Below are 23,843 nucleotides of genomic sequence, written 5' to 3' on the forward strand. Positions count from 1 at the left end.
TGGCGGAGCTTCCGTAGTAGTCCGCGATGGGGAAAGCCCATTACATGGCGAAGGGAAGCAGTTTGAATGTGTTTGCGACGTGAATTAACTGACCTAACGAGGTGAAGACCTTTGATAATCAGCGAAATGCAACGCAAGCTTGCCACATGGGCAGCCACCGATCCGTCCCTACGGATTCAACGGCTGCTGCGTCTGATAACACAACCAGAATGGCTGGCTGAAGCGGCGCGGATCACGCTTTCATCAAAGGGGGCCCATACCCCCGGCGTTGATGGCGTGAACAAAACAATGCTACAGGCCAGACTGGCTGTTGAGCTGCAAATCCTCAGGGATGAATTACTCTCAGGCCACTACCAGCCCTTGCCCGCCAGACGGGTTTACATCCCTAAAAGCAACGGCAAACTGCGACCACTGGGTATCCCCGCGTTGCGGGATCGTATTGTTCAGCGGGCCATGCTGATGGCGATGGAGCCGATATGGGAGAGTGATTTTCATACGCTCTCATATGGCTTCCGGCCTGAGCGCAGTGTCCACCACGCGATCCGCACGGTGAAATTACAGCTCACAGACTGTGGTGAAACCCGGGGACGCTGGGTGATTGAAGGCGACCTGTCCAGTTACTTCGACACCGTACATCATCGACTGCTGATGAAGGCTGTACGCCGCAGGATCAGTGACGCACGTTTCATGACTCTGCTGTGGAAAACCATCAAGGCGGGACATATCGATGTCGGTCTCTTTCGGGCGGCCAGTGAAGGTGTACCACAGGGCGGTGTTATATCGCCGCTATTATCGAACATCATGCTGAATGAGTTCGATCAATACCTGCATGAGCGCTACCTGAGCGGGAAAGCCAGAAAAGATCGGTGGTACTGGAATAACAGTATCCAACGGGGCCGAAGTACGGCGGTCAGAGAAAACTGGCAGTGGAAACCCGCGGTGGCGTACTGCCGCTATGCCGATGATTTTGTCCTCATCGTCAAAGGCACCAAAGCACAGGCGGAAGCCATCAGGGAGGAGTGTCGGGGTGTGCTCGAAGGCAGTCTGAAACTCAGGCTGAACATGGATAAGACTAAAATCACCCATGTTAATGACGGCTTTATCTTTCTGGGGCACAGGATCATTCGCAAACGCAGTCGTTATGGCGAGATGCGAGTGGTCTCAACGATCCCGCAGGAGAAAGCCAGAAACTTCGCCGCATCGCTGACAGCACTGTTATCAGGCAACTACAGTGAAAGCAAAGTCGATATGGCTGAACAACTCAACCGAAAACTGAAAGGCTGGGCCATGTTCTATCAGTTCGTTGATTTTAAGGCCAAAGTCTTCAGTTATATCGACCGTGTCGTGTTCTGGAAGCTGGCTCACTGGCTGGCCCGCAAATACCGTACAGGTATCGCTTCCCTGATGAGGTGGTGGTGTAAATCACCGAAACCGGGTCAGAGCAAAACGTGGGTTTTATTTGGTAAAACCAATCACGGCAAGCTCAGCGGCGAAATACTGTACCGGTTGGTGGGGCAAGGCAAGAAGCTGTTCCGCTGGCGGCTACCCGAAGGTAATCCCTATCTGAGGACGGAGACCAGAAACACGTATACATCGCGCTTTACAGAAGTGGCAATGGCGTTCGCCAGCATTTAAATGGAGAGCCGGATGCGCTGAAAGGTGCACGTCCGGTTCGGGGAGGAGAGGCAGGGAAATAGTCCGACTACGCCCTGCCTCTTACTCTACTCTGGACAGGTAAACGTTGGCCTTACCTCGCTGTTGTTCTCGATATGTTCGCAAGGAAACCGGTGGGCTGGGCAATGTCATTCTCGCCGGACAGCAAGCTGACCATCAAAGCGCTGGAAATGGCGTGGGAAGCTCGCGGTAAACCAGCCGGAGTGATGTTCCATAGTGACCAGGGTAGCCTCTATACAAGCAGGCAGTTCCGGCAGTTACTGTGGAGTTGCCGGATCGGGCAGAGTATGAGCCGACGTGGAAACTGTTGGGACAACAGCCCGATGGAACGCTTCTTCCGTAGTCTGAAAAACGAGTGGGTGCCGGTGACAGGTTATATAAACTTTAGCGAAGCTGCTCATGCGATCACAGACTATATCGTCGGGTATTACAGCTCGCTAAGGTCGCATGACTATAACGGTGGATTACCCCCAAACGAATCGGAAAACCGATACTGGAAAAACTCTAAAGCGGTGGCCAGTTTTAGTTGACCATATATGGACGCCCCGGGTGATGCAAGTACTAGTTCGATGCGGTTTGCGACCATATATCCGGCGTCGTTAGTAGGTTCAATGACCTGCGCCATGATGTTATCCGAGCCCTGTTTCCTAATCACTACACCGGTATTTGATTACCCAGGTCAACTTCAGGCTGTTACAGGGACGGCAACCGTGTCAGCACATCCTTGAGATAGGCATACGGATCGTGCCCATTATTACGGGCCGACTGGATCAAACTCATGATCGCAGCAGCGCGCTTGAGCATGCGAACCCACGCCGAGCATTTGAGAAGGCAACGGGATGAACGCTGGCTGGATAGCCGTGGTTTTGTGGGTAGGCAGCCGAATCCATTTGTGGTCGAGGTTGGCATTGAGGCTGTAGCCCAAGGCGATGTTTGCGATGGAGGCACCGGGTTCAGAACACTCCTGAATGACCTGAGCCTTGAAAGATTTGCTGTAGGTACGGCGCTGAGGGCGCATGGAAAATCCGCTTGATGGGCCATGGCCTTCGGAGGCGGTGTCGGGAAGGTGTGTTGGCCGGACGGATACTGTTGAACTACGTTGTCTGGGGCAACGGAAGTGTTTCGGCCCGACTCTGGAACGCGATCCGCAGCGACGACTGGGCAATTCCGCACGTTGGCCTGAGCAGCCTCGGGGAGATCGTCGTCTGGGCGCGCCCAGACGAGTTTCCGCCAAGGAACATGCAGACGAGCAAGGGGCTGCGGGCACTCGGCTACAACGTGAGGATCGGTGTTTGATCGAGGCGCCTGTGGCACACGCAGGCTGAGGAGCCAGGCGCTGTCCATTGCCTGATCAGGCCGCCCCCCTGTGCCTTGCCTGAGCAGTTGACCTGCATCAATGGGGCGGGAGAACGCTGCACATTGACTCTTGACTCTTGAAGTTTTTCATAGTAGGTCTAATATTACAAAGTATTGCAAGGATATCCTTGGCCGGAACCGCAAAGCGACGCGATTGGAGAGGGTGAGATGAAAGCGCACCTACAGGTGATTTTCACGCTCGATGAATTGGCTGCGTACTTGAAAGTCGGCAAGCGGACGCTTTATCGGCTCGCCGCACACGGGGAAATTCCGGCTTTCAAGGTGGGCGGGACGTGGCGGCTTCGTCAAAGTGAAATCGATCAGTGCATCAATGATCAGACCCGAGCCGGAGCAAAGAAGGAGGTGATGCGCAAGCGTGAACAGCAGAAGTCATCCGAGCAGCCCGTGTCGCCTGGGCGCACTGCCCGTCGCAGCAGGCAAAGGGCTTGAGTAACTCGTTTTCCAATTTTTCTGGAGGTATGACATGGACATCGATTTCAAGAAGTTGGCTCCCTGGAACTGGTTCAAGAACGAGCAGCAAGAGCAGCAGACCGCCTCTTCCCTGCCGGTGCAGCGCAATGACCTGCCAGCGGCGAGCGGGCCAGTCAGCCCGATCCTGCAACTGCATCGGGAAATCGACCGGCTGTTCGATGACGCATTCCGGGGCTTCGGTTTTCCGGCGTTGAACATGCCGCAGTGGCCATCCGATTGGTCGGGCATGCTGAAGCCGGCCCTGGACATCCAGGAAACCGACAAGCAGTACAAGATTGCCCTGGAAGTGCCCGGTGTCGAGGAGAAGGACATCCAGATCACCCTCGACAACGACGTGCTGATGGTGCGTGGCGAGAAGCGCCAGGAACAGGAGAAGAAGGAAGGTGGCTTCCACCGTGTGGAGCGCTCCTACGGCAGCTTTCAGCGTGCCTTGAACCTGCCTGACGACGCCAACCAGGATTCGATCAAGGCATCGTTCAAGAACGGGGTGCTCACGGTCACGATCGACAAGCGCGAGGTCAGCGCGCCGAAGCAGGGACGCTCGATCCCGATCAACGGCTGACGTCGCCGGCTCGTTCGTCACAAGAAAAACCCGGCCCGAGACGAGGTGTCGCGGCTCGCGATGCCTCGTCGCCTCAACCTTTTCAACCTTCTAAGGAGCATCAGCATGGCCAGAAAACAATGCCAGGTCTGCGGCCAACCCGCCACCGTGCGGGTGGAAGCCAATCTCAACGGTCGTCACAGCACCATGCTGTTGTGCGACGACCATTACCGGCAATTAGTGCGCCAGCAAAAGCGCACCGTTTCGCCGCTGGAAGCCTTGTTCGGTTCGCGCAGCGGCCTGTTCGAGGACTTCCTCGGCAGTGACTTCTTCCGCATCGGCGACGACGCGACGCCAGTTGCCGCCGATACCGATGACGTGGTCGATGCCTCGTTTGGCGAGCCCGCCGCCGCAGGTTCGGGTGCGCCGCGCCGTCGCGGCAGTGGGCTGGCCAGCCGCATCAGCGAACAGTCGGAAGCCTTGTTGCAGGAGGCCGCCAAACACGCTGCCGAATTTGGCCGCTCCGAGGTGGATACCGAACATCTGCTGCTGGCGCTGGCCGACAGCGACGTGGTCAAGACCATCCTGGGTCAGTTCAAGATCAAGGTCGATGACCTCAAGCGGCAGATCGAGTCTGAGGCCAAGCGCGGGGACAAGCCCTTCGAGGGCGAGATCGGCGTGTCGCCGCGCGTGAAGGATGCGCTCAGCCGCGCCTTCGTGGCCTCCAATGAACTCGGCCATTCTTATGTCGGTCCAGAGCATTTCCTGATCGGTCTGGCCGAGGAAGGCGAAGGGCTGGCCGCCAACCTGCTGCGCCGCTACGGCCTGACGCCGCAGGCGCTGCGCCAACAGGTCAGCAAGGTGGTCGGCAAGGGCGCCGAGGATGGACGCGCTGAGACGCCGACCAACACGCCAGAACTCGACAAGTACTCGCGCGACCTGACCAAGATGGCGCGCGACGGCAAGCTCGACCCGGTGATCGGCCGCGCGCAGGAGATCGAAACAACCATCGAGGTGCTGGCCCGGCGCAAGAAGAACAACCCGGTGCTGATCGGCGAGCCGGGTGTGGGCAAGACCGCCATCGTCGAAGGGCTGGCGCAGCGCATGGTGGCGGGTGAAGTGCCCGAGACCTTGCGCGACAAGCGCCTGGTGGAACTCAACATCAACGCCATGGTGGCCGGCGCCAAATATCGCGGCGAGTTCGAGGAGCGCGTGCAGAAGGTGCTGAAGGAGGTGACCGAGCACCAGGGCGAGCTGATTTTGTTCATCGACGAGGTGCACACCATCGTCGGTGCCGGCCAGGGCGGTGGCGAAGGCGGGCTGGACGTGGCCAACGTGTTCAAACCGATGATGGCGCGCGGTGAACTCAACCTGATCGGCGCCACGACGCTGAACGAGTACCAGAAATACATCGAGAAGGATGCCGCACTGGAGCGGCGCTTCCAGCCGGTGACGGTGCCCGAGCCGACGGTGGCCCAGGCCATCATGATTCTGCGCGGCCTGCGCGACACCTTCGAAGCGCACCACAAGGTCAGCATCTCCGAGGACGCGATCATCGCGGCGGCCGAGTTGTCCGACCGCTACATCACGGCGCGCTTCCTGCCGGACAAGGCGATCGACCTGCTCGACCAGGCGGCCGCGCGCGTCAAGCTGTCGGCCACGGCCCGGCCGGTGGCCGTGCAGGAGCTGGAGTCCGAACTGCACCAGCTGCGGCGTGAACAGGATTACGTGGCCGCGCGCAAGCAGTACGACCAGGCCGCCGAGCTCGGCAAGCGCATCGAAGCCAAGGAGGCCGAGCTCAAGAAGCTCGTCGAGAACTGGGAGCGGGAGCGGGCCTCCGGCAGTGCCGAGGTCAAGGCGGAACACGTGGCGCAGATCGTCTCGCGCCTGACCGGCATCCCGGTCAACGAGTTGACGGTGGAAGAGCGCGAAAAGCTGCTGCACTTGGAACAACGGCTGCACGAGCGCCTGGTGGGACAAGACGAGGCGGTCCGTGCCGTGGCCGATGCCGTGCGGCTGTCCCGCGCCGGCCTGCGCGAAGGCAGCAAACCGGTGGCTACCTTCCTGTTTCTGGGCCCGACCGGGGTGGGCAAGACCGAGCTCGCCAAGGCATTGGCCGAATCGATCTACGGCGATGAGCACGCCCTGTTGCGCATCGACATGTCGGAATATGGCGAACGCCATACCGTGGCGCGGCTAGTGGGCGCGCCTCCGGGCTATGTCGGTTACGACGAAGGCGGTCAGCTCACCGAGAAGGTGCGGCGCAAGCCCTACAGCGTGCTGCTGCTCGACGAGATCGAGAAGGCACACCCTGACGTCTACAACATCCTGCTGCAAGTGTTCGACGACGGTCGCCTCACCGACGGCAAGGGCCGGGTGGTGGATTTCACCAACACCATCATCATCGCCACGTCCAACCTGGGTTCGGACATCATCCAGCGACGGCTGAAGGCGCGTGGGGCGGCCGACGAGGAGTACGAAAAGACCAAGGCCGAGGTCATGGACGTGCTGCGCGGCCACTTCCGGCCCGAGTTCCTCAACCGCATCGACGAGATCATCGTCTTCCATGCGCTGGGCAAGGAGGAGATCCGCCACATCGTCGGCCTGCAGCTCGATCGCGTGGCGCGCAGCGCCGCCAGCCAGGGCGTGACGCTCACTTTCGATCAGACGCTGATCGACCATTTCGCGGAAGAAGGCTACAAACCCGAGTTCGGTGCGCGTGAACTCAAGCGCCTGATCCGCAGCGAGCTGGAAACTGCGCTGGCGCGCGAGATGCTCGGTGGCAGCATCGGCAAGGGCGATCACGCCAGCGCACGCTGGGACGACAAGGCCGAACGCGTGGTGTTCGAACGCAAAGAGCTACCGCAGACCCCGGCCGAGCCGGAGCAGCCGGATGTCGCGAAGGCGACCGAGACGCCGCACGGCGACGCTGGCAAAGGCTCGCGCAAGAAGAAGTCGGCGAGCGACGCATCTTGATGGCGGGCGAGGCTGCCGTGTCCGACCCCATCGGCCTGGCATGGGCAGCCTCCCTGGCATCAATCGCGGTGGCGGTCGTGCCAGCGGGTCACGCGGTCGTCTACAAGCGTGATCCGCGGTCGGCCACGCCGTGGGGGCTGCTCATCAGCGGCGGCACTGCCCTCCCGCTCGCTGGCCATCCGTTTGCGTGACGGTGCGGCCCGTCTGTTCACCTGATCCTCTGGCAACTCGACTTTCGAGGAACAAGGCCCATGGAAAAAAAGAATCAATGGAATACCGGCTACTGGATCGTTGCCCTCCTGCTGTTGCTGAGTTTGCAGAGCTACTGGCAGACGGCGAAAACCGTCGAGCCGGTGCCCTACAGCGAGTTCGAGAAGGCGCTGGACGAGGGGCGCGTGGCCGAAGTGCTGGTGTCGGATCGTACGGTGACCGGGCGCCTGAAGTCGCCGGACAGCCGGGGCAAGACGACGATCGTGGCAACGAGGGTCGAACCCAATCTTGCCGATCGCCTGTCGAAGTACGACGTGCCCTATGCCCGCGTGTTGGAGAGCACCTGGCTGCGCGATGTGCTGTCGTGGATCCTGTCAGCGGTATCCTTCTTTGGCGTCTGGTTCTTCCTGTTCCGCCGCTTCGCCGAGAAGCAGGGCATGGGCGGGTTTCTCAACATCGGTAAGAGCCGCGTCAAGGTGTTCGTGGAAAAGAACACCGGTGTGACGTTCGCCTATGTGGCGGGGGGGATGAGGCCAAGGCGGAGCTGGTCGAGATCGTCGATTTCCTGAAGAATCCGCAGGACTATGGCCGTCTCGGGGCGCGCATTCCCAAGGGCGTGTTGCTGGTCGGCCCACCGGGCACCGGCAAGACATTGCTGACCAAGGCTGTTGCCGGCGAGGCGGCGGTGCCCTTCTTCTCCATCTCCGGATCAGAGTTTGTCGAGATGTTCGTCGGCGTGGGTGCGGCCCGTGTGCGCGACCTGCGCGACCTGTTCGAGCAGGCCCGAGGGCAGGCGCCGGCCATCATCTTCATCGACGAGCTCGATGCGCTGGGCCGCGCGCGCGGCGTCGGCGGCCCCATCGGCGGTCACGACGAGCGCGAGCAGACCCTCAACCAGCTGCTCACGGAGATGGACGGCTTCGACAGCTCGGTCGGGCTGATCATCCTCGCCGCCACCAACCGCCCCGAAATCCTCGACCAGGCGCTGCTGCGTGCCGGCCGCTTCGACCGCCAGGTGCTGGTGGACCGGCCCGACAAGAAGGGGCGGCTGGACATCCTGAAGGTTCATGTCAAGAAGGTGACGCTGGCCCAGGATGTAGACCTCGAACAGGTAGCCGCACTGACCACGGGCTTTTCCGGCGCGGACCTCGCCAATCTGGTCAACGAGGCGGCGCTGGCGGCGAGGAGACGCCGTGCGTCCGCCGTGGAATTGCAGGACTTCACCGCGACCATCGAGCGCATCGTGGCGGGCCTGGAAAAGAAGAGCCGCGTGCTCAATCCCAAGGAGCGGGAAACCGTGGCCCATCACGAGATGGGCCATGCGCTGGTGGCGCTGGCGCTGCCCGAAACCGACCCCGTACACAAGATCTCGATCATCCCGCGCGGCATCGGCGCGCTGGGCTACACCTTGCAGCGCCCCACCGAAGACCGCTTCCTGATGACGCGTACCGATCTCGAGCACAAGATCGTCGTACTGCTGGGCGGGCGTGCCGCCGAAAAGCTGGTGTTCGGCGAGTTGTCTACCGGGGCGGCGGACGATCTGGCGCGAGCCACCGACATCGCCCGCGACATGATCACCCGCTTTGGCATGGACGAGGGCCTGGGCTACATCGCCTTCGAGGCGTAGCGGCCCCGCTTTGTCGATACACCGGAACTGGCCCACGGCGGTTGCCGGGTGGTCGAATCGACCCAGGCGCGCATCGATCAGGCTATCCGCGACATCGTGATGGGCGTGTTCGAGCACGCCTACCGGATTCTCGACATCAACCGCGCGGTGCTGGAGCGCTGTGCGCGCGAGCTGCTGGCGCGGGAAACGCTCGACGAAAGCGATATCCGTCAATTGACTCAAGGACTTGTTCGGAACTGAAAACAGTAGTAGGTGCCATTCAGAGTAAACCGACGGCTCTGTTCAGTGCGTCATCCAATTCGTCGGCATTGTTCAAGGAGAACCGATATGTCTGCATTGACTCCGTGGGACCCCTTCCGGGAACTGGATGAATTGCAAAACCGCCTGGCGACGATGTTCGGACGAATACCCCAGCGACAGGGCGCCCGTACCGGCAACGAAGCCATGACCACGGCGGACTGGGCACCAATGGCGGACATCAGCGAGGATGAGAACGCATTCCTCCTCAAGCTGGATCTGCCGGAGGTCCCCAAGGATGCCGTGCGCGTCAGCGCGGAAAACGGTGTGCTCACCATCAGCGGCGAGCGCAAACTGGAAAAAGAGGAGCAGGGCAAGAAGTTCCACCGCATCGAACGTGCGTATGGCCGCTTTGTGCGCAGCTTTGTCTTGCCTGACAACGTTGATCCGACCAAGGTGACGGCTTCCATGAAAGACGGCGTGCTGGAAGTGCGGCTTGTCAAGGCCGAGCAAGCCAAACCGAAACAGATTGAAATCTCAGTCAACTAACTTCAACCAAGAGCCCAAGATCATGAATATCAAACAGCCACAATACACCTTCTCCGCACTTGCCCTGGCGGTCGTCGTCGGACTGAGCGGACCGGCTCTGGCCCAATCGGCGGCAGGTTCTAGCCCAGGTGCTGCAGCACCCTCTGCCGCATCCAAGGCGGCACAGCCACAGGTAGATGACAAGGCCGCCCGGGAAGCCGATAAAAAGCGTGCCGAGCTCACTCAAGACGCCATCACGGCGCTCACCAAGACCCAGGAGGCTTTGACCCTCCTTGATGCAAAGAAGACCAAGGAGGCGCTTGCTGCGCTGGAACTGGCCAGCGGAAAGCTGGAACTGGTATTGGCACGCGACGCCAAACTTGCTTTAGCGCCGGTCGATGTACGCGTCATCACCCACGATATCCACGCCAACGTGGAATCGGTAAAGAAAGCGGTTAAGTTGTCTCGGGAGTTGTTGGGTGATGGCGAGGTGCAAAAGGCCCGGCCCATCGTTGCCAATCTGGCCAGCGAAATCGTAATCCAAACCGACAACCTTCCGATGGCAACGTACCCGGCAGCGATCAAGTCGGCCGTACGGCTCATCGACAGCGGCGAGATCGACAACGCCAAAGCGGAACTCGCCCGAGCACTGAACACGCTGGTGGTGACCTCGGTCGCCTTTCCTCTGCCCGTGCTACGGGCCGAAGCCGCGATGGCAAAAGCTGAAAAGCTGGCCGAGACTGACAGGCGCGATGCCAAGCAGAACGAGGAGCTCAGCACCTTGCTGTCGTCCGTGCGCACGGAGATCGAGATGGCGCAGATCCTGGGTTATGGCAAGAAGGCGGACTTCAAACCCATCTTCGATCAGGTGAAGTCCATTGAGCAAAAGTCGGCTGGTGGCAAAAGCGGCAAGGGATGGTTCGACGAGTTGAAGACGCGCATCCAAAAGCTGTTTTGAGGTGATGAAGGGGCTGACTGCTCTGTCGGTCAGTCTCGCGATGTTCGCATTCAGCCCCAATAGATTCGCCTATTTTCACTATCTCATACGAGGCATATCACCATGAATGAGCAAACACCGAATCCCAATGCGACGAACGAAGGAATAAACGAACAGGCCGCGGTAAGCAGCCTTCCTGTCAGTCCAGAGTCCAAGCCTGAAGTCGTCACGGAGGTACAGCCTGAGGTTCAGAAAGAAACGGACTCGCAGGCGGCAGACAAACGTAAACAAGTCCTCGATGAGGCAGTCTCGGCCTTGTCGCTGACCAAATCAGCGCTGGCCGCACTTGACGGCAAGGACACTGCACGCGCATTGGCAACGCTGGCCGAAGTGACGGGAAAGCTGGAGCTGATCGTCGCGCGCGAACCCACGCTCGCCCTGGCCGGCGTTGATGTGCGCACCATCGTGCACGACTTGTTCGCCAACACGGAAACCATTGAGGCGATGACCGACGAGGCGCTGGATGCCCTCAAACATGGCGAGGTGCAACAGGCTCGCCACGTGCTGGCTTTGCTGGCCAGTGAAATCGTGATCACGGTCACCAACATCCCTTTGGCGTCCTATCCCGCAGCCGTGAAGGCAGTCGTGCCGCTGATCGATCAGGGCAAGATCGAAGAAGCCAAAGCCGCGCTGCAGTCAGCGCTCAGCACACTGGTCGAGGAGCGCAGCGTGCTTCCGCTGCCCGTCCTGCGTGCGAAGCTGCTCCTGAAGCGCGCCGAGCCCCTGGTAGAAGATGGTCAGCGCAGCGAAGCATCCAATGAGCACCTGGAGACATTGTTGAACGAAGCCCGGCAGCAGTTGGAAATGGCAGAACTGCTGGGCTATGGAAAAAGGAAGGACTTTGAGCCCCTGTACGCTGAACTCAAGAAAATCAAGGAAAAGACGGGAGGGGGAGGCTGCGGAAAAGGCTGGCTCGATGAAGTCAAGGCAAAACTGTCCAAGTTGTTCTGAAACCGCTGGAGAGGGGGCGCATAGCGCCCCCTCTCTTGTCCCATGAGTGTTTGATTTTTTATTTTGTATAGATCTTTAGGAGATATTGCATGAACACAGACACCATCGCCAATTCCAATGCGGATGACCCCACCAAAGCACTGTGTTCGCTGAGCCAAAATTGGTGGCTTTTTGTGCTGCGCGGTGTCTTGGCATTGATTTTTGCAGCCCTCGCGTTCTGGATGCCACAATCGGCTCTGTTGGCCATGACCATCATGTTCGGCGCATTTTCCTTGGTCAATGGCGCGTTCAACTTGTTTGCAGCGGTGCGCCATATCCAGAAAAAAGAGCGCTGGGGCTGGCTGCTGTTCAGCGGCATTGTCGGCATACTTACGGGCGTCGTCGTCCTGGTTGCTCCTTGGGTCGCCACGATAGTCTTGGCTTCTTTTTTATGGGCTAGCGTGGGCTTCTGGGCGATTTTCACCGGTGTGCTGGAGATATCCGCCGCCGTTCGGCTGCGTCGGGAAATCAAGGGTGAAATCTGGCTTGCCCTCAGTGGACTGCTCTCGATTATCCTTGGTGCTATCGTCTTGTGGATATTTTTTACCCGTCCGGTCGAGTCATTCGTGGCCGCAGGCTGGCTGTTGGGTTTCCATGCGGCAGTCTATGGCGTCACGCTTTTGTTCTTGAGTTGGAGTCTTCGCAAAACGCGCCTGGGGTAAGAGCGTGCCAAACCAAAATCTATGGATATGAGCATCCTCGATTCATGCCTCCATAGAAATGACATCGAAGGAGTCATACATGCAGATACAATATAGCTATCGAGCTATCGACAAAGAGTTTCATGAACCTTGGCAGAGAGCTTTGGGAAATGTGATCGAGCACGCCCTCAAGCCATTGCTCGACAAACACACTAAAGATTCAGCGCGACTTCAAATCGTCCTTGATCGCGACAAGATCAAGCGGCAATTTCTGGCCAGTGGCTATATGCACCTGCCCGGCAAAAAGATTGTCAGCGTTACTGCATCACATAACGAGCTGACGCCCCTCGCGCAGATGCTCGCACAGTCGTTGTTCCGTCAGGCCAAGAAGCATTTTGACCGACTGCATGCTCAGGATCAAATCAAGCGCAAAGCACGACGCGAGCGCTTGCGCGAGCTCAAGGTGCGGATTGCCGCAAAACCCGCATCAGCCGCCCATGAGGCCGAGGTGACCCGAATGCCTCTACTGTCGAAACTTGAGGCTGTCGCAAGGCGTGAGCTGGCTTATCTGCGGGCCGTCGGCGATTTACCGCGCGATTATCCGACGCTGCGCGACGTGGTGGATGAAGCGATTGTCCGAGCTAAGGTGGAATGGCAATCCGTGCCGGGGGAAAAAGAGGCTTACACCGGTCTTTTGAAGCATCTGTTCGCCGTCCTGGATAACGAAGTGGCAAGCAGCCGGCAATTTGGCGAATCCGTTTCTCTGGACGCGCCGGTCGAACCGGATGCCCAAGACGTGGCCGAGGCCATGGTGGAAGAGGAAATCTTCGAATTTTATCAGCACGATGACACACTCAAGCTGGCCGATATTTTCGCTGGCAGTCAGCATCCCGATGTCGCAACGATCGCGGAACAGGAGGAGCTGATTGATCGGTCGAGCGAGTTCGCTTTTGCATTTGACCTGCTGAAGGACATGCCGCGTTTGTGGCGGCGCATTTTTCTGCTTATCCGTGTGGACGGGCTGAATGCCAGCAGCGTCTCTGAAATCCTGCTGATTCCTAGTAAGGAAGATGCTGTCCGAAGGTGGCTCATGCAGGCCGAAGCATTCATCGCTGCTCATCTGGAAGAGGCCGGAGTAAGCAAAAACGGGAACGATTGGCTCCAAGGCGTTGATTGGTCGGCATTGTCTGTGACCCGAAACGAGGCAGCCTCACTGTGGTCCAAGGAGGCGAACCATGAAGAATGATCTTCACCTTGTCTGCCCGCATTGCCAGTCCATCAACCGCGTACCGACTGCGAAGCTATCGGAACATCCCAACTGTGGCCGCTGCCAGCAGCCCTTGTTCACGGGCGAGCCCATCGAGTTGACCACGGCGACGTTCTCGCGCCACGTGGAGCGCAGCGATCTGCCGCTGCTGGTCGATTTCTGGGCGCCATGGTGCGGGCCGTGCAAGATGATGGCGCCACAGTTCCAGCAAGCGGCGCACCAGCTCGAACCGAGGATCCGGCTGGCGAAGGTGAATACCGAGGCTGAGCCCCACCTGGCCACGCAGTTCGGTATCCGCAGCATCCCGACGCTTGCCCTGTTCCAGGGTGGGCGGGAGATCGCCCGTCAGGCCGGCGTGATGGGCGCGCAGGACATCGTGCGCTGGACGTCGACGCAAGTGGGACGCTGACCGATGCAGGGCTTGCTCGGCACTACACTAATCCTGCTGGCAGCTTGCAGCCTGGCGGCGATGGCGACGGCGGCGTTCAGAGTGCCCGCCTTGCTGGGGTATCTCTCTGTCGGCGTTGTACTGGGCCCCTCAGTCATCGGCGTGATCGCGCCGGGGGAGACGCTGAGCTTTCTGTCCGAGCTGGGCGTGGCGCTGCTGTTGTTCATGGTCGGACTGGAATTCTCCCTCGGAGACTTCTGGCTCGCCCGCAGGACGGTGCTGATGGCGGGCGCTCTGCAGATGATCGCCGTGGCCCCGCCGCTGATCCTGCTATTGATGTGGCTGGGGCAGCCCGGCCAGAGCGCCGCGCTGCTCGGCACTGCGGCGGCCATGTCGTCCACGGCGCTGGTCAGCCGACAACTGGCCGACCAAGGCGAGCTCACCACCCGCCACGGACGCAGTGCCATCGCCGTGCTGGTCTTTCAGGACCTGGCCAGCGTGCCCCTGCTGGCCTTGCTGGCGATCTGGGCGCGCGGCGAGTCGCCGAAGATCGAGCATGTGCTGCTCGAAGTATTCGGTGTGCTGCTGCTGTTCGCGGCAGCGGCCCTCGCCTCGCGCCGTCTGTTGCATGGCCTGCTGGGCTGGGTGGCGCGGCGGGGCCACGAGGAATCGTTCGTGCTCGTCTCCTTGTGCGTGGTGGTGGCTGCCGCCGCCGCTGCGCACGCGGTCGGCGTATCCGCCGCCCTGGGGGCCTTCCTCGCCGGGATGGTGCTGGGCGAGAGCGACTTCCGGCACCACATGGAAAGCCACCTCAGGCCGTTTCGCGATGTGTTGTCGGGCGTGTTCTTCGTGACCATCGGCCTGCAACTGGACGCAGCACAGATTCTTTCGGCACCGCTGGCGGTGCTGGCGTGGCTGGTGGTGCTGGTACCGGTCAAGATCCTGCTCAATACGCTGGCCTTGCGGGCGACGCGCCTGTCCGCCCTCGATGCCTGGCGCACGGGCATAGCGTTGGGGCACGGCGGCGAGTTCGCCCTGCTGTTGTTGGGCACGGTCTTGCAGCAGCATCTGATCCCCGCGACCGTCGTCCAACCCATGCTGGTCGCGCTGGTGCTCAGCATGGCCCTGGCACCGCTACTGATCCGCCATCACGATGTACTTGCCCGGTTCTTGAGCCGCACCGGCGGCGTCATTCAGCCACCCCAGGCTGAAGAAGTCGAGATCGCCGCGCAGACGACGCGATATCGAGACCATGTCATCGTTTGCGGCGCGGGCGAGCTTGGCCTGACAGTCAGCGAGATTCTTCGCCACGCCGGCGTGGCGCATCTGCTGCTGGAGGCGGATGCGCAGAAGGTCGAGGCCGCGCGTGCCGCCGGCGCGCCGGTGTTCCATGGCGATGCCAGTCGGCCCGATACCTTGCTGGCTGCCGGCTTGACGCATGCGCACTTGGTGGTGCTGACGTTCGCCCATGCCCAGCAAGCGTTGCGCATCGCCCAGGCGATTGCCGAGCGCCGTCCGGCGCTGACCTTGTGGGTGTCATGCAGAAGTACGACCGCGGCCGATGCATTTCGCGCCATGCCCAACGTGCGCGTGTATCAGCAATCCTTTGCCGCAGCTATTGGGCTGGCGGAACAGGTGATGTCGACGCTTGGCATGTCGACCGAGCTGATTGAAGGACACATCAGCGCAATGCGCCGCCGTCTCGACAGCAGCCGTTTTCCAGGGAGTTCATCGTCATGAAATCAACACGCCTTAACCCATTTCAGGTCTTACGTGACCAATTGGCCATCATGAGTTTTTACGAGCGCTTCGAGCAGGTCGTCGCGCTCGTGCTGTCGGCGGTGATCGCCGTCATCATCGTGGTGTCGCTGTTCCAGCTCATCTCCATCGTCTTCACGCTGCTGGTTCTAGATGCCTTCAATCCCCTGGACCACGAGGTATTCCAGAGCGTGTTCGGCATGATCATGACGCTCTTGATCGCGATGGAGTTCAAGCATTCCATCGTGCGCGTGGCGCTGCGTCGGGACAGCATCATCCAGGTCAAGACGGTGGTCCTGATCGCGCTGATCGCACTCTCCCGCAAGTTCGTGATCCTCGACTCCGACGCGAGCCCCGCAAAGATAGCCGCGCTGGCAAGCGCCACGCTGGCTCTGGGTGCGACCTACTGGCTGCTGCGCAAGCGCGGCGACCGCGCCGCCGAGACCTCTGAGCATGACCCGTCATCATCCCAGTGATCCGCGCACGGCGCTCTTGCAACACCGCTGGCTCAACCGCCTGCAGACCGGGCTGTTGGTCCTGACCATGGTCGGGATCGCAGCCGCAGCAGGGAGACTGCCGTTTGGGGAAGGCTGCCTGTGGCTAGCGCTGTTTGCCGTTGCAGGTGCGTTGCTGCTGGAACCGGTAGCCGCGTCGGCGCTGAGCTTGCGCCTGTACCGCGTACGGGCCTTGCACCCGCAAGAAGCCCACAAGATGTGGGCCCTGTTGCGCGAGCTGCCCGCCCGTGCCGGTTTGCCCGCCACGCCGGTGCCGCACTATGTGCCCAGTGCCGTCGTCAACGCCTTCGCCACCGGATCGAAGCAGGAGGCATCGATCGCCCTCACCGATGGCCTGCCTGCTGCGCAGCCTGAGCCCACGCGAGCTGGCGGGTGTGCTCGTGCACGAGGTCGCGCACATCGCTAATGAGGATCTGCGTGTCATGGGGCTGGCGGATTCCGACAGTCGCCTCACGAGCCTACTGGCCCTGATGGGACAGATCGCGATCCTGCTCAGCCTGCCCGCGCAGCTGGTTGGCGCGGCGGAGGTCTATTGGCCTGGTCTATTGTTATTGGCCGCATCGCCCCAGCTGGCCCTGCTCGCACAGCTCGGCTTGTCTCGCGTGCGTGAGTTCGACGCTGACCGCCTTGCGGCGGAACTGACTGGCGACCCGCAGGGGCTGGCGTCCGCGCTGGCGAAAATCGAGCGGGTCAGCCGCTCCTGGCGTGCCTGGCTATGGCCGGGATGGGGCAATCCCGAGCCCTCCTGCTTGCGCACGCGTCCGGCAACGCAAGAGCGCATCGCACGCCTGCTGACGTTGGCGCCTGGGCCAGCATCAGCGTTGCCACTCCGCGCGCCCCATTTTTTGCCGGAATCCGCTTTGGCGACGCGCCCACCGCGCTGGCGCCCGAGCGGGCTGTGGCGCTGATTGCCCATCAACAGGAGACGTCTCATGGCCTATCTCGACCCGTACCAACGCCCCGCGCCGGACCGCTTCGTCCGGCGCGGGCTCTTCATCACCGCCTGCATTGCCGCGCTCATGCTGCTGTGGCAATTTCTGCCCGCCATCGAGGCATGGTTCAGTCCGCGCGAGGCAGCAGAACGCACCGTGATGGCGCGTGGCGATCTGGCGGCGGACGAGAAAACCACCATCGAACTGTTCGAAAAATCGCGCGCCTCGGTGGTCTACATCACCACCGCGCAATTAGTACGCGATGTCTGGACGCGCAACGTGTTCTCCGTGCCGCGCGGCACTGGCTCGGGCTTCATCTGGGACGACGCCGGCCACGTCGTCACCAACTTCCACGTCATCCAGGGCGCGTCCGAAGCCACCGTCAAACTGGCCGACGGCCGCGACTACCAGGCCGCTCTGGTGGGGACGAGCCCCGCGCACGACATCGCCGTGCTCAAGATCGGCGTCGGTTTCAAGCGCCCGCCGGCCGTGCCGGTCGGCACCAGTGCCGACCTCAAGGTGGGTCAGAAGGTGTTCGCTATCGGCAACCCCTTCGGCCTGGACTGGACGCTCACCACTGGTATCGTCTCCGCGCTCGACCGCTCGTTGCCGGGAGAAGCGGGCGGCCCGGCCATCGATCACCTGATCCAGACCGACGCCGCCATCAACCCCGGCAATTCCGGTGGCCCGCTGCTCGATTCGGCTGGGCGGCTGATCGGAATCAATACCGCCATCTACAGTCCGTCTGGCGCCTCGGCCGGCATAGGCTTTGCGGTGCCGGTCGATACCGTCATGCGCGTGGTGCCGCAACTCATAAAGACCGGCAAGTACATCCGTCCGGCGCTGGGCATCGAGGTGGATGAGCAGCTCAACGCGCGTCTGCAGGCGCTGACCGGCAGTAAGGGCGTATTCGTATTGCGCGTGACGCCGGGCTCGGCGGCGCACAGGGCCGGGCTCGTCGGCGTCGAGGTCACCGCAGGCGGCATCGTGCCCGGCGATCGCGTTATCAGCATCGACGGTATCGCCGTCGACGACGTCACCACATTACAGGCCCGGCTAGACGACAAGAACGTTGGAGATGTTGTGGTCTTGTTAGTGGAGCGGGCCGGCAAGACTCGCGAGATGCTTGTGGAACTACAACCGGGAGTTTGATGGAAAGTGGGTCATGGATCTGCACAGCGAAGCAGCCAAGCGACTTCAGCCTTGCGCCGAACTACGAGCCCTAGCTAGGGATGGTCTGAAGTAGCCCTGTATTTCCGGCTGACTTCAGCCACTGCTGATTTTGAAAGCGGTGAACCGATCAAAAACGATCGGATCACCCGCTCATTTCGGTGCTTTCAGCCGTCGCGAGCACCTTGCGACGGCCATTTTCCGCATTACAGGCGCACCTCTCCTGCGCTTGCCAGCAAATGTCGGCGGGCCATCCATAGGTTCGACAGGGCAAACAGCGTCACCAGTTGTGCAGTGTTCCTCACCAGCCCTCGGAAACGTACCTTGGTGTAGCCGAACTGCCGCTTGATCACGCGAAACGGGGGCTCTACCTTCGCTCGCACTTGCGCCTTGGCCTTCTCGATCTTGCGCTTGGCTTTGTACAGGGCGCTGCGTTTATCGAGCATCTTGTAGGTGCTGCGGCGTGCTGCGACCTGCCAGATCACTTCTCGGTCGGCATGCTCGGAGCGCTTTTCGACGCCTGTGTAGCCGTCATCGGCGCAGACGACGTTCTCGTCGCCGTGCAGCAGTTTGTCGACCTGGGTGACATCCGCCACGGTGGCTGCCGTGCCCACCACGCTGTGTACCAGCCCCGATTCATCATCAACGCCGATGTGCGCCTTCATGCCAAAGTAATACTGGTTCCCCTTCTTGGTCTGGTGCATTTCCGGGTCGCGCTTGCCGTCCTGGTTCTTGGTTGAATTGGGCGCGTGGATCAGCGTGGCATCGGCGATAGTGCCCTGGCGCAGCGACAGACCGCGATCCCCCAGGTAGCCATTGATCACACAGAGGATGCCGGCTGCCAGTTCATGTTTCTCCAGCAGACGACGGAAGTTGAGGATGGTAGTTTCGTCAGGAATACGCTCCAGGCTCAGCCCGGCGAACTGACGTAGGATGGTCGTCTCGTACAGCGCTTCTTCCATGGCCGGATCGCTGTAGCCGAACCAGTTCTGCATCAGATGGATACGCAGCATCGCCATCAAGGGATACGCCGGGCGACCACCTTCGCCTTTCGGATAATGCGGTTCGATCAGGGCAATCAGCCCTTTTCACGGCACCACCTGATCCATCTCGATCAGGAACAGTTCCTTGCGGGTCTGCTTGCCCTTGCCGGCATACTCGGCGTCGGCGAAGGTCATCTGCTTCATGGAAGAACTCGGGTGGCGGGATCAGCGTATTTTGGACTGCCCCCACGCCCGTAGACAAATTCTGTCCTCACGATGAGGCCTGTTCGAAGGCCTCCGGACTGGCGCCGCCGAGGTGACTGTGGCGACGGGCCCGGTTGTAGAACACTTCAATGTAATTGAAGATATCCGGCCGGGCCAGATCCCGAGTTTTGTATATTCTCTTCCTGATGCGTTCTTTTTTCAGTGAACTGAAGAACGATTCGGCCACCGCATTATCATGGCAGTTGCCACGCCGGCTCATGCTCGGTGCAAGGTTATTGGCCCGGCAGCAGCTCTGCCAGTCGTTACTGCCGTACTGACTACCTTGATCGCGATGTACGATGACCTCGCCGTCTGGGTTTCGGCGCCAGACCGCCATCATCAGCGCGTCGAGCGCCAGTTCGCGTGAGAGAGTGGGGTTCATCGACCAGCCGACCACATTACGGGCGAAGAGATCGATAACCACCGCCAGACACAGCCAGCCCTGCCAGGTGCGGATATAAGTAATATCGGTGATTGGCCCGGACAACGGTAAACTGCCGCTGCACACGATTAGGCGCAACCACTAAAGGTCGGCCAGCGATACGACGCGGAGCTTTATAGCCGCGCACGGCTTTAATCCGGTTCAATTGCATAATACGGCCCACCCGGTTTTTACCGCAGATTTCCCCGATTTCGTTCAGGTCGCCATGAACCCGGCGGTAACCGTATACGCCTCCGCTCAGTGAATAGGAGTCACGGATAAGCGTCAGCAGACGCTGGCTATCTTTATCACGCGCCGAGGCAGGGTCATGCAGCCACGCATAGAACCCGGCCCGGGCGACATTCAGTACCCGACACATCGTCATCACACCCCATACAGTTCGGTGCTCATTGATAAAGCGGTACTTCAGTCGGGCTCCCTTGCAAAGTACCGCGCGCCCTTTTTCAGGATATACCGTTCTTCTTCGGTGCATTTTAGTTGCGCCCGGAGTTTGGTAATGCTGCCAACTTACTGATTTAGTGTATGATGGTGATTTTAAGGTGCTTGCGTGGCTTCCATTTCCATCAGATGTCCTTCCTGCTCCGCTACTGAAGGCGTGGTGCGTAACGGCAAAAGCACTGCCGGACATCAGCGCTATCTCTGCTCTCATTGCCGTAAAACATGGCAACTACAGTTCACTTACACCGCCTCTCAGCCCGGTACGCACCAGAAAATCATTGATATGGCCATGAATGGCGTCGGATGTCGCGCCAGTGCACGCATTATGGGCGTTGGCCTCAACACGGTTTTACGTCACTTAAAAAACTCAGGCCGCAGTCGGTAACCTCGCGCATACAACCGGGCAGTGATGTGATTGTCTGCGCTGAAATGGACGAACAGTGGGGCTACGTCGGTGCTAAATCACGTCAGCGCTGGCTGTTTTACGCGTATGACAGGATACGGAGGACGGTTGTGGCGCACGTCTTCGGTGAACGCACTCTGGCCACACTGGAGCGTCTTCTGAGCCTGCTGTCGGCCTTTGAGGTCGTGGTATGGATGACGGATGGCTGGCCGCTGTATGAATCCCGCCTGAAGGGAAAGCTGCACGTTATCAGCAAGCGTTACACTCAGCGCATTGAGCGACATAACCTGAATCTGAGACAACATCTGGCAAGGCTGGGACGGAAGTCACTGTCGTTCTCAAAATCGGTGGAGCTGCATGGCAAGGTCATCGGGCATTATCTGAACATAAAACACTATCAGTAAGTTGGAGTCATTACCCAATTGCCGCTTCAGAATTTGGTTTTCCGTTTAGATACTGTGTCATGTCTTAAGTCGTCGCTCGTTCCATTGAACGGCTGAGTCGTGAACATGGACCTACTACGACGATTACATTTCACCGCTACGAACCAAGGGGCGCTACGCCCGACTATGCAGGGGCATTTTTTCTCCCGCGTGATTTATCTTCCCGCATCAGCTTCCGGTTAATCGTTTCCCAACACAACCTGTCCCGCAAGGGTAAATGGCACGCATGCTGCGCCCTTGCAGGACAGAACGATGCCGTGAAAGCGAACCGTCAGGCGATACGAAGACGAAAATCACATCACTGACGGAGAAAAAATCATGACTATTTCCCTGCATAACAAGACTAGCGCCCCTAACACCGCAGCGGCGACCAGCGTATCCCCGCTGGAGCAGTCAGGCTCCTCAAAAACGAAATTTTCTCAAACCAGAACCGACATTTATCAGACCGTTACTGACAGCATCATTTCTGCGCTAGAAGCCGGTGTAAAACCGTGGTCTTGCCCGTGGCAACGTGTAGATGGCATGTCTGGTCTGCCTTCCAATTACGCCACTGGTGTGGCTTATAGTGGCATGAATATCATGTTGCTGTGGTGCAGCGCATCTAAACAGGGATTCAGCGATTCCCGCTGGATGACTTACAAACAGGCGCAAGCGGAAGGCGGGCAGGTGCGTAAAGGCGAACATGGCACAACAGCCATTTTCTATACGACCCTGGAAAAGGAAAATGACGACGGAGAAACTGACTTTATCCCGATGCTGAAGACGTTCACCGTGTTTAATGTTGAGCAAATTGATGGTTTGCCTCTGAGTGAGGAAGCCGTTTTCCCGGCAGAGACCTTTGAGCCGTTACCGCAGGTTGAAGCGCTTTTCCGTAACAGTGGTGCAACCATCATTGAGAAGGGACAAAACGCCTTTTTTGCACCGTCAACCGATGAAATCCGTTTACCTGAACGTTGTCTTTTTACCGATGCGGCCAATTTCTACGCCACCGGACTGCATGAGCTGGTTCACTGGAGCGGGGCAAAAAGCCGGCTGAACCGTGAAATGAAAGGAAAGTTTGGCAGTGAGAATTATGCGTTTGAGGAGTTGATCGCCGAACTGGGAAGCGCATTCCTGATGGCGGACCTGGGGATTGTCGGGGAGGTTCAGCATGAAAGCTATATCGCTTCCTGGCTGAAAGCACTGAAGAACGACAAACGCTATATTTTCAAGGCCGCCAGCGCGGCATCGAAAGCGCATCGTTATTTAATTGATAAAATCTGAGCAGGAAGTGGCCGCAAAGAAATGCGGCTTTGAGTGCTGGGATAGGCTTAACCAGTAACGCTGTAGAGACATGAGTGAGGCGGAGCGCAGCCAGGCGAGCACCGAACAGTCATGTCTCTACAGTGGAATAAAGCAAGTCACACGGACAGGGGGGAATGGGCAGTTATTCTCGGTTACCAGCAACTACCTGAAGCGCAAGCAGCCGCTGTTCCAGATTATTAAGTCTTTCTTCGAGGTCATGGCTATGCTGCTCAATATCTTCCAGCGTTTCTGACAAAACATCACGTAGCAGCACAAAGTTTGCCTGTAGGGCGTACACAAAATCGCTGCCGCGAACCAGTAATGCTTCGCGTGGTATGTCCTGCAATGCGGAATGCGTCATCCATGTCACTAGCGCTTTTGCGCTCATTTCAGTCAGTACGTCCGAAAGTTGGTCAGTTTCTCTGTTCATTCTGGTGTCCTGTCTGTTCTGATGTTGGGTGAGTATTTAGACGAGCATTATTTCAGCTCGTTTCGCTGCTGCGTGGGTTGGGACTGTAAGTGATATAGAAGAACTATATGCCGTGGTCTAAATCGAGCCGTTGCAGCTCGTCGAGCGTGTAGATGCGAAAGACATTCCGGTGGCGGGTTTCCAGCGGGATGTGTTGATGGTTAACGATGACGTGCCGGATGCTGTCAAACAGCCGTTCAAGACCGCGCTTTTTCTGCGGGTCCGGCACGATATAAAAAACGTAAATCCAGTCTTTACGGGTTCGGGCAAGCAAATGACTGGCGATGATCGACTGATAACGGGCTTTGGTTTTCAGACGGCGCTCGGTCTCAATAGCGATCACGATGCCGCCGGGCAGGGTAATCAGTCCGTCCGGGCGGTGGCTGGTCTGATAACGATTGAGGAAGGTTGTGCGATCGCCGTTTATCCATCCGGATGCGCCTTTTTGCTCAAGGATGATACGGGCGGTCTGATTATCAAGGTGGTGCTCCAGCGTCCAGCCGGTAATTTTTGAAGGCTCAAACCGCGCCGGAAAAATCGCATCGTCGGGGGTTAATACAACGGCCAGCCCGTCAGTGGTTATGCCCCATAATGAAATTTTCATCGTGCGCGATACCAGGACATGTTTTTGTATCAAGCCCATACCCTCGGCTTTTGAAAGCAGGGAATACAGTGATTTATGATCCCTGAAACCGAACAGCAGCATCGGTGTTTTAAAGTCACTGTACGTTTCCTCCTTCAGAAAATTCAGCAGTCGTTGTATTTTTTCGTGGTGTCGCGTCTGGCGTTCGCTGTATGTGGTGATAAGCATCATTCCC

At 59.2% G+C, this 23,843-nt stretch carries 20 protein-coding genes and 6 pseudogenes; 20 read left to right on the forward strand and 6 right to left on the reverse strand.

What is annotated here, in order from left to right:
• The first annotated feature begins 126 nt into the window (after positions 1 to 126).
• Together ltrA and DSM2777_RS10425 are read left to right on the forward strand one after the other, a co-directional pair.
• Entirely contained in the window at positions 127 to 1,635 is a 1,509-nt protein-coding gene (gene ltrA, locus DSM2777_RS10420) for a group II intron reverse transcriptase/maturase (RefSeq protein WP_001189111.1), read from the forward strand.
• Positions 1,636 to 1,715: 80 nt separating this feature from the next.
• Positions 1,716 to 2,204: pseudogene (locus DSM2777_RS10425) on the forward strand (IS3 family transposase); the annotation flags it as partial.
• Between the two features lie 163 nt (positions 2,205 to 2,367).
• Here the strand turns inward: DSM2777_RS10425 and DSM2777_RS24450 are convergent.
• Positions 2,368 to 2,484: pseudogene (locus tag DSM2777_RS24450) on the reverse strand (transposase domain-containing protein); the annotation flags it as partial.
• A complete protein-coding gene (locus tag DSM2777_RS24455) occupies positions 2,429 to 2,692 on the reverse strand; it encodes a transposase (protein ID WP_039185905.1) in 264 nt (87 codons plus the stop codon). The gene DSM2777_RS24455 and the pseudogene DSM2777_RS24450, both read right to left, overlap by 56 nt.
• A 14-nt stretch (positions 2,693 to 2,706) precedes the next feature.
• Between DSM2777_RS24455 and DSM2777_RS24460 the strand changes: the two genes are divergently transcribed.
• The 16 genes and pseudogenes from DSM2777_RS24460 to DSM2777_RS10520 all read left to right on the forward strand — a co-directional run bounded on the left by DSM2777_RS24460 (position 2,707) and on the right by DSM2777_RS10520 (position 18,281).
• A complete protein-coding gene (locus DSM2777_RS24460; RefSeq protein WP_001295708.1) occupies positions 2,707 to 2,970 on the forward strand; it encodes a hypothetical protein in 264 nt (87 codons plus the stop codon).
• Positions 2,971 to 3,198: 228 nt separating this feature from the next.
• Positions 3,199 to 3,480: a helix-turn-helix domain-containing protein gene (locus DSM2777_RS24790; protein WP_000643630.1), complete on the forward strand. Its 282-nt coding sequence runs from the start codon at positions 3,199 to 3,201 to the stop codon at positions 3,478 to 3,480.
• A 34-nt stretch (positions 3,481 to 3,514) separates the two neighbouring features.
• Positions 3,515 to 4,084, forward strand: a complete 570-nt coding sequence (gene hsp20 / locus DSM2777_RS10445; RefSeq protein ID WP_000350435.1) for a small heat shock protein sHSP20 — start codon at positions 3,515 to 3,517, stop codon at positions 4,082 to 4,084.
• Positions 4,085 to 4,189: 105 nt separating this feature from the next.
• Complete coding sequence (gene clpK, locus DSM2777_RS10450) at positions 4,190 to 7,039, forward strand: heat shock survival AAA family ATPase ClpK (RefSeq protein WP_016154561.1); 2,850 nt, start codon at positions 4,190 to 4,192, stop codon at positions 7,037 to 7,039.
• A complete protein-coding gene (locus tag DSM2777_RS10455; protein WP_039185901.1) occupies positions 7,039 to 7,230 on the forward strand; it encodes a hypothetical protein in 192 nt (63 codons plus the stop codon). Before clpK ends, DSM2777_RS10455 begins: the two co-directional genes overlap by 1 nt.
• A 60-nt stretch (positions 7,231 to 7,290) precedes the next feature.
• Positions 7,291 to 9,116 (forward strand): annotated as a pseudogene (gene ftsH, locus DSM2777_RS10465) (ATP-dependent zinc metalloprotease FtsH).
• 87 nt (positions 9,117 to 9,203) lie between these two features.
• Positions 9,204 to 9,662, forward strand: coding sequence for a small heat shock protein sHSP20-GI (hsp20-GI, locus tag DSM2777_RS10475; RefSeq protein WP_001275372.1), 459 nt, complete (start codon positions 9,204 to 9,206; stop codon positions 9,660 to 9,662).
• Positions 9,663 to 9,684: 22 nt separating this feature from the next.
• Positions 9,685 to 10,599: a heat resistance protein YfdX1 gene (gene yfdX1 / locus DSM2777_RS10480; RefSeq protein WP_057631349.1), complete on the forward strand. Its 915-nt coding sequence runs from the start codon at positions 9,685 to 9,687 to the stop codon at positions 10,597 to 10,599.
• Between the two features lie 102 nt (positions 10,600 to 10,701).
• Positions 10,702 to 11,589: a heat resistance protein YfdX2 gene (yfdX2, locus tag DSM2777_RS10485; RefSeq protein WP_061553906.1), complete on the forward strand. Its 888-nt coding sequence runs from the start codon at positions 10,702 to 10,704 to the stop codon at positions 11,587 to 11,589.
• A gap of 89 nt (positions 11,590 to 11,678) precedes the next feature.
• A complete protein-coding gene (gene hdeD-GI, locus DSM2777_RS10490; protein WP_001090779.1) occupies positions 11,679 to 12,290 on the forward strand; it encodes a heat resistance membrane protein HdeD-GI in 612 nt (203 codons plus the stop codon).
• 79 nt (positions 12,291 to 12,369) lie between these two features.
• On the forward strand, positions 12,370 to 13,515 hold the full coding sequence (locus DSM2777_RS10495; protein WP_047363777.1) for an RNA polymerase sigma factor: 1,146 nt from the start codon (positions 12,370 to 12,372) through the stop codon (positions 13,513 to 13,515).
• Positions 13,505 to 13,945: a heat resistance system thioredoxin Trx-GI gene (trx-GI, locus tag DSM2777_RS10500; protein ID WP_000786816.1), complete on the forward strand. Its 441-nt coding sequence runs from the start codon at positions 13,505 to 13,507 to the stop codon at positions 13,943 to 13,945. The genes DSM2777_RS10495 and trx-GI overlap by 11 nt, the downstream gene beginning before the upstream one ends.
• Before the next feature lie 3 nt (positions 13,946 to 13,948).
• Positions 13,949 to 15,664 carry a heat resistance system K+/H+ antiporter KefB-GI gene (kefB-GI, locus tag DSM2777_RS10505; protein ID WP_039185889.1) on the forward strand — a complete coding sequence of 572 codons (1,716 nt, stop codon included), beginning with the start codon at positions 13,949 to 13,951 and terminating at the stop codon, positions 15,662 to 15,664.
• Complete coding sequence (psiE-GI, locus tag DSM2777_RS10510) at positions 15,661 to 16,158, forward strand: heat resistance protein PsiE-GI (RefSeq protein ID WP_016154556.1); 498 nt, start codon at positions 15,661 to 15,663, stop codon at positions 16,156 to 16,158. The genes kefB-GI and psiE-GI overlap by 4 nt, the downstream gene beginning before the upstream one ends.
• Positions 16,136 to 17,105, forward strand: a pseudogene (locus DSM2777_RS10515) (zinc metalloprotease HtpX). Before psiE-GI ends, DSM2777_RS10515 begins: the two are co-directional and overlap by 23 nt.
• A 24-nt stretch (positions 17,106 to 17,129) precedes the next feature.
• Positions 17,130 to 18,281: a S1C family serine protease gene (locus DSM2777_RS10520; RefSeq protein ID WP_003847784.1), complete on the forward strand. Its 1,152-nt coding sequence runs from the start codon at positions 17,130 to 17,132 to the stop codon at positions 18,279 to 18,281.
• Positions 18,282 to 18,505: 224 nt separating this feature from the next.
• Here DSM2777_RS10520 and DSM2777_RS10525 read toward each other — a convergent pair.
• A pseudogene (locus DSM2777_RS10525) lies at positions 18,506 to 19,486 on the reverse strand (IS5 family transposase).
• Between the two features lie 67 nt (positions 19,487 to 19,553).
• A pseudogene (locus DSM2777_RS10530) lies at positions 19,554 to 20,486 on the reverse strand (IS3 family transposase); the annotation flags it as partial.
• Positions 20,487 to 20,535: 49 nt separating this feature from the next.
• Between DSM2777_RS10530 and DSM2777_RS10540 the strand changes: the two are divergent.
• Both DSM2777_RS10540 and DSM2777_RS10545 read left to right on the forward strand, forming a co-directional pair.
• Positions 20,536 to 21,233 (forward strand): IS1 family transposase gene (locus DSM2777_RS10540; protein WP_223862015.1). Its coding sequence is split into 2 segments (ribosomal slippage): positions 20,536 to 20,785 and positions 20,785 to 21,233, totalling 699 coding nucleotides; the frame shifts between segments, so codons are not numbered across the junction.
• A 357-nt stretch (positions 21,234 to 21,590) separates the two neighbouring features.
• Positions 21,591 to 22,535 carry an ArdC family protein gene (locus tag DSM2777_RS10545; protein ID WP_061553907.1) on the forward strand — a complete coding sequence of 315 codons (945 nt, stop codon included), beginning with the start codon at positions 21,591 to 21,593 and terminating at the stop codon, positions 22,533 to 22,535.
• Between the two features lie 163 nt (positions 22,536 to 22,698).
• On the opposite strand, the gene DSM2777_RS10550 is transcribed toward DSM2777_RS10545, so the two are convergent.
• Together DSM2777_RS10550 and mobC are read right to left on the reverse strand one after the other, a co-directional pair.
• Positions 22,699 to 22,986, reverse strand: a complete 288-nt coding sequence (locus DSM2777_RS10550; RefSeq protein WP_061553908.1) for a hypothetical protein — start codon at positions 22,984 to 22,986, stop codon at positions 22,699 to 22,701.
• Positions 22,987 to 23,089: 103 nt separating this feature from the next.
• Entirely contained in the window at positions 23,090 to 23,836 is a 747-nt protein-coding gene (gene mobC / locus DSM2777_RS10555; protein ID WP_061553909.1) for a MobC family replication-relaxation protein, read from the reverse strand.
• Positions 23,837 to 23,843: the final 7 nt, after the last annotated feature.

This window comes from Obesumbacterium proteus, from assembly GCF_001586165.1.
GTDB lineage: Bacteria > Pseudomonadota > Gammaproteobacteria > Enterobacterales > Enterobacteriaceae > Hafnia > Hafnia protea.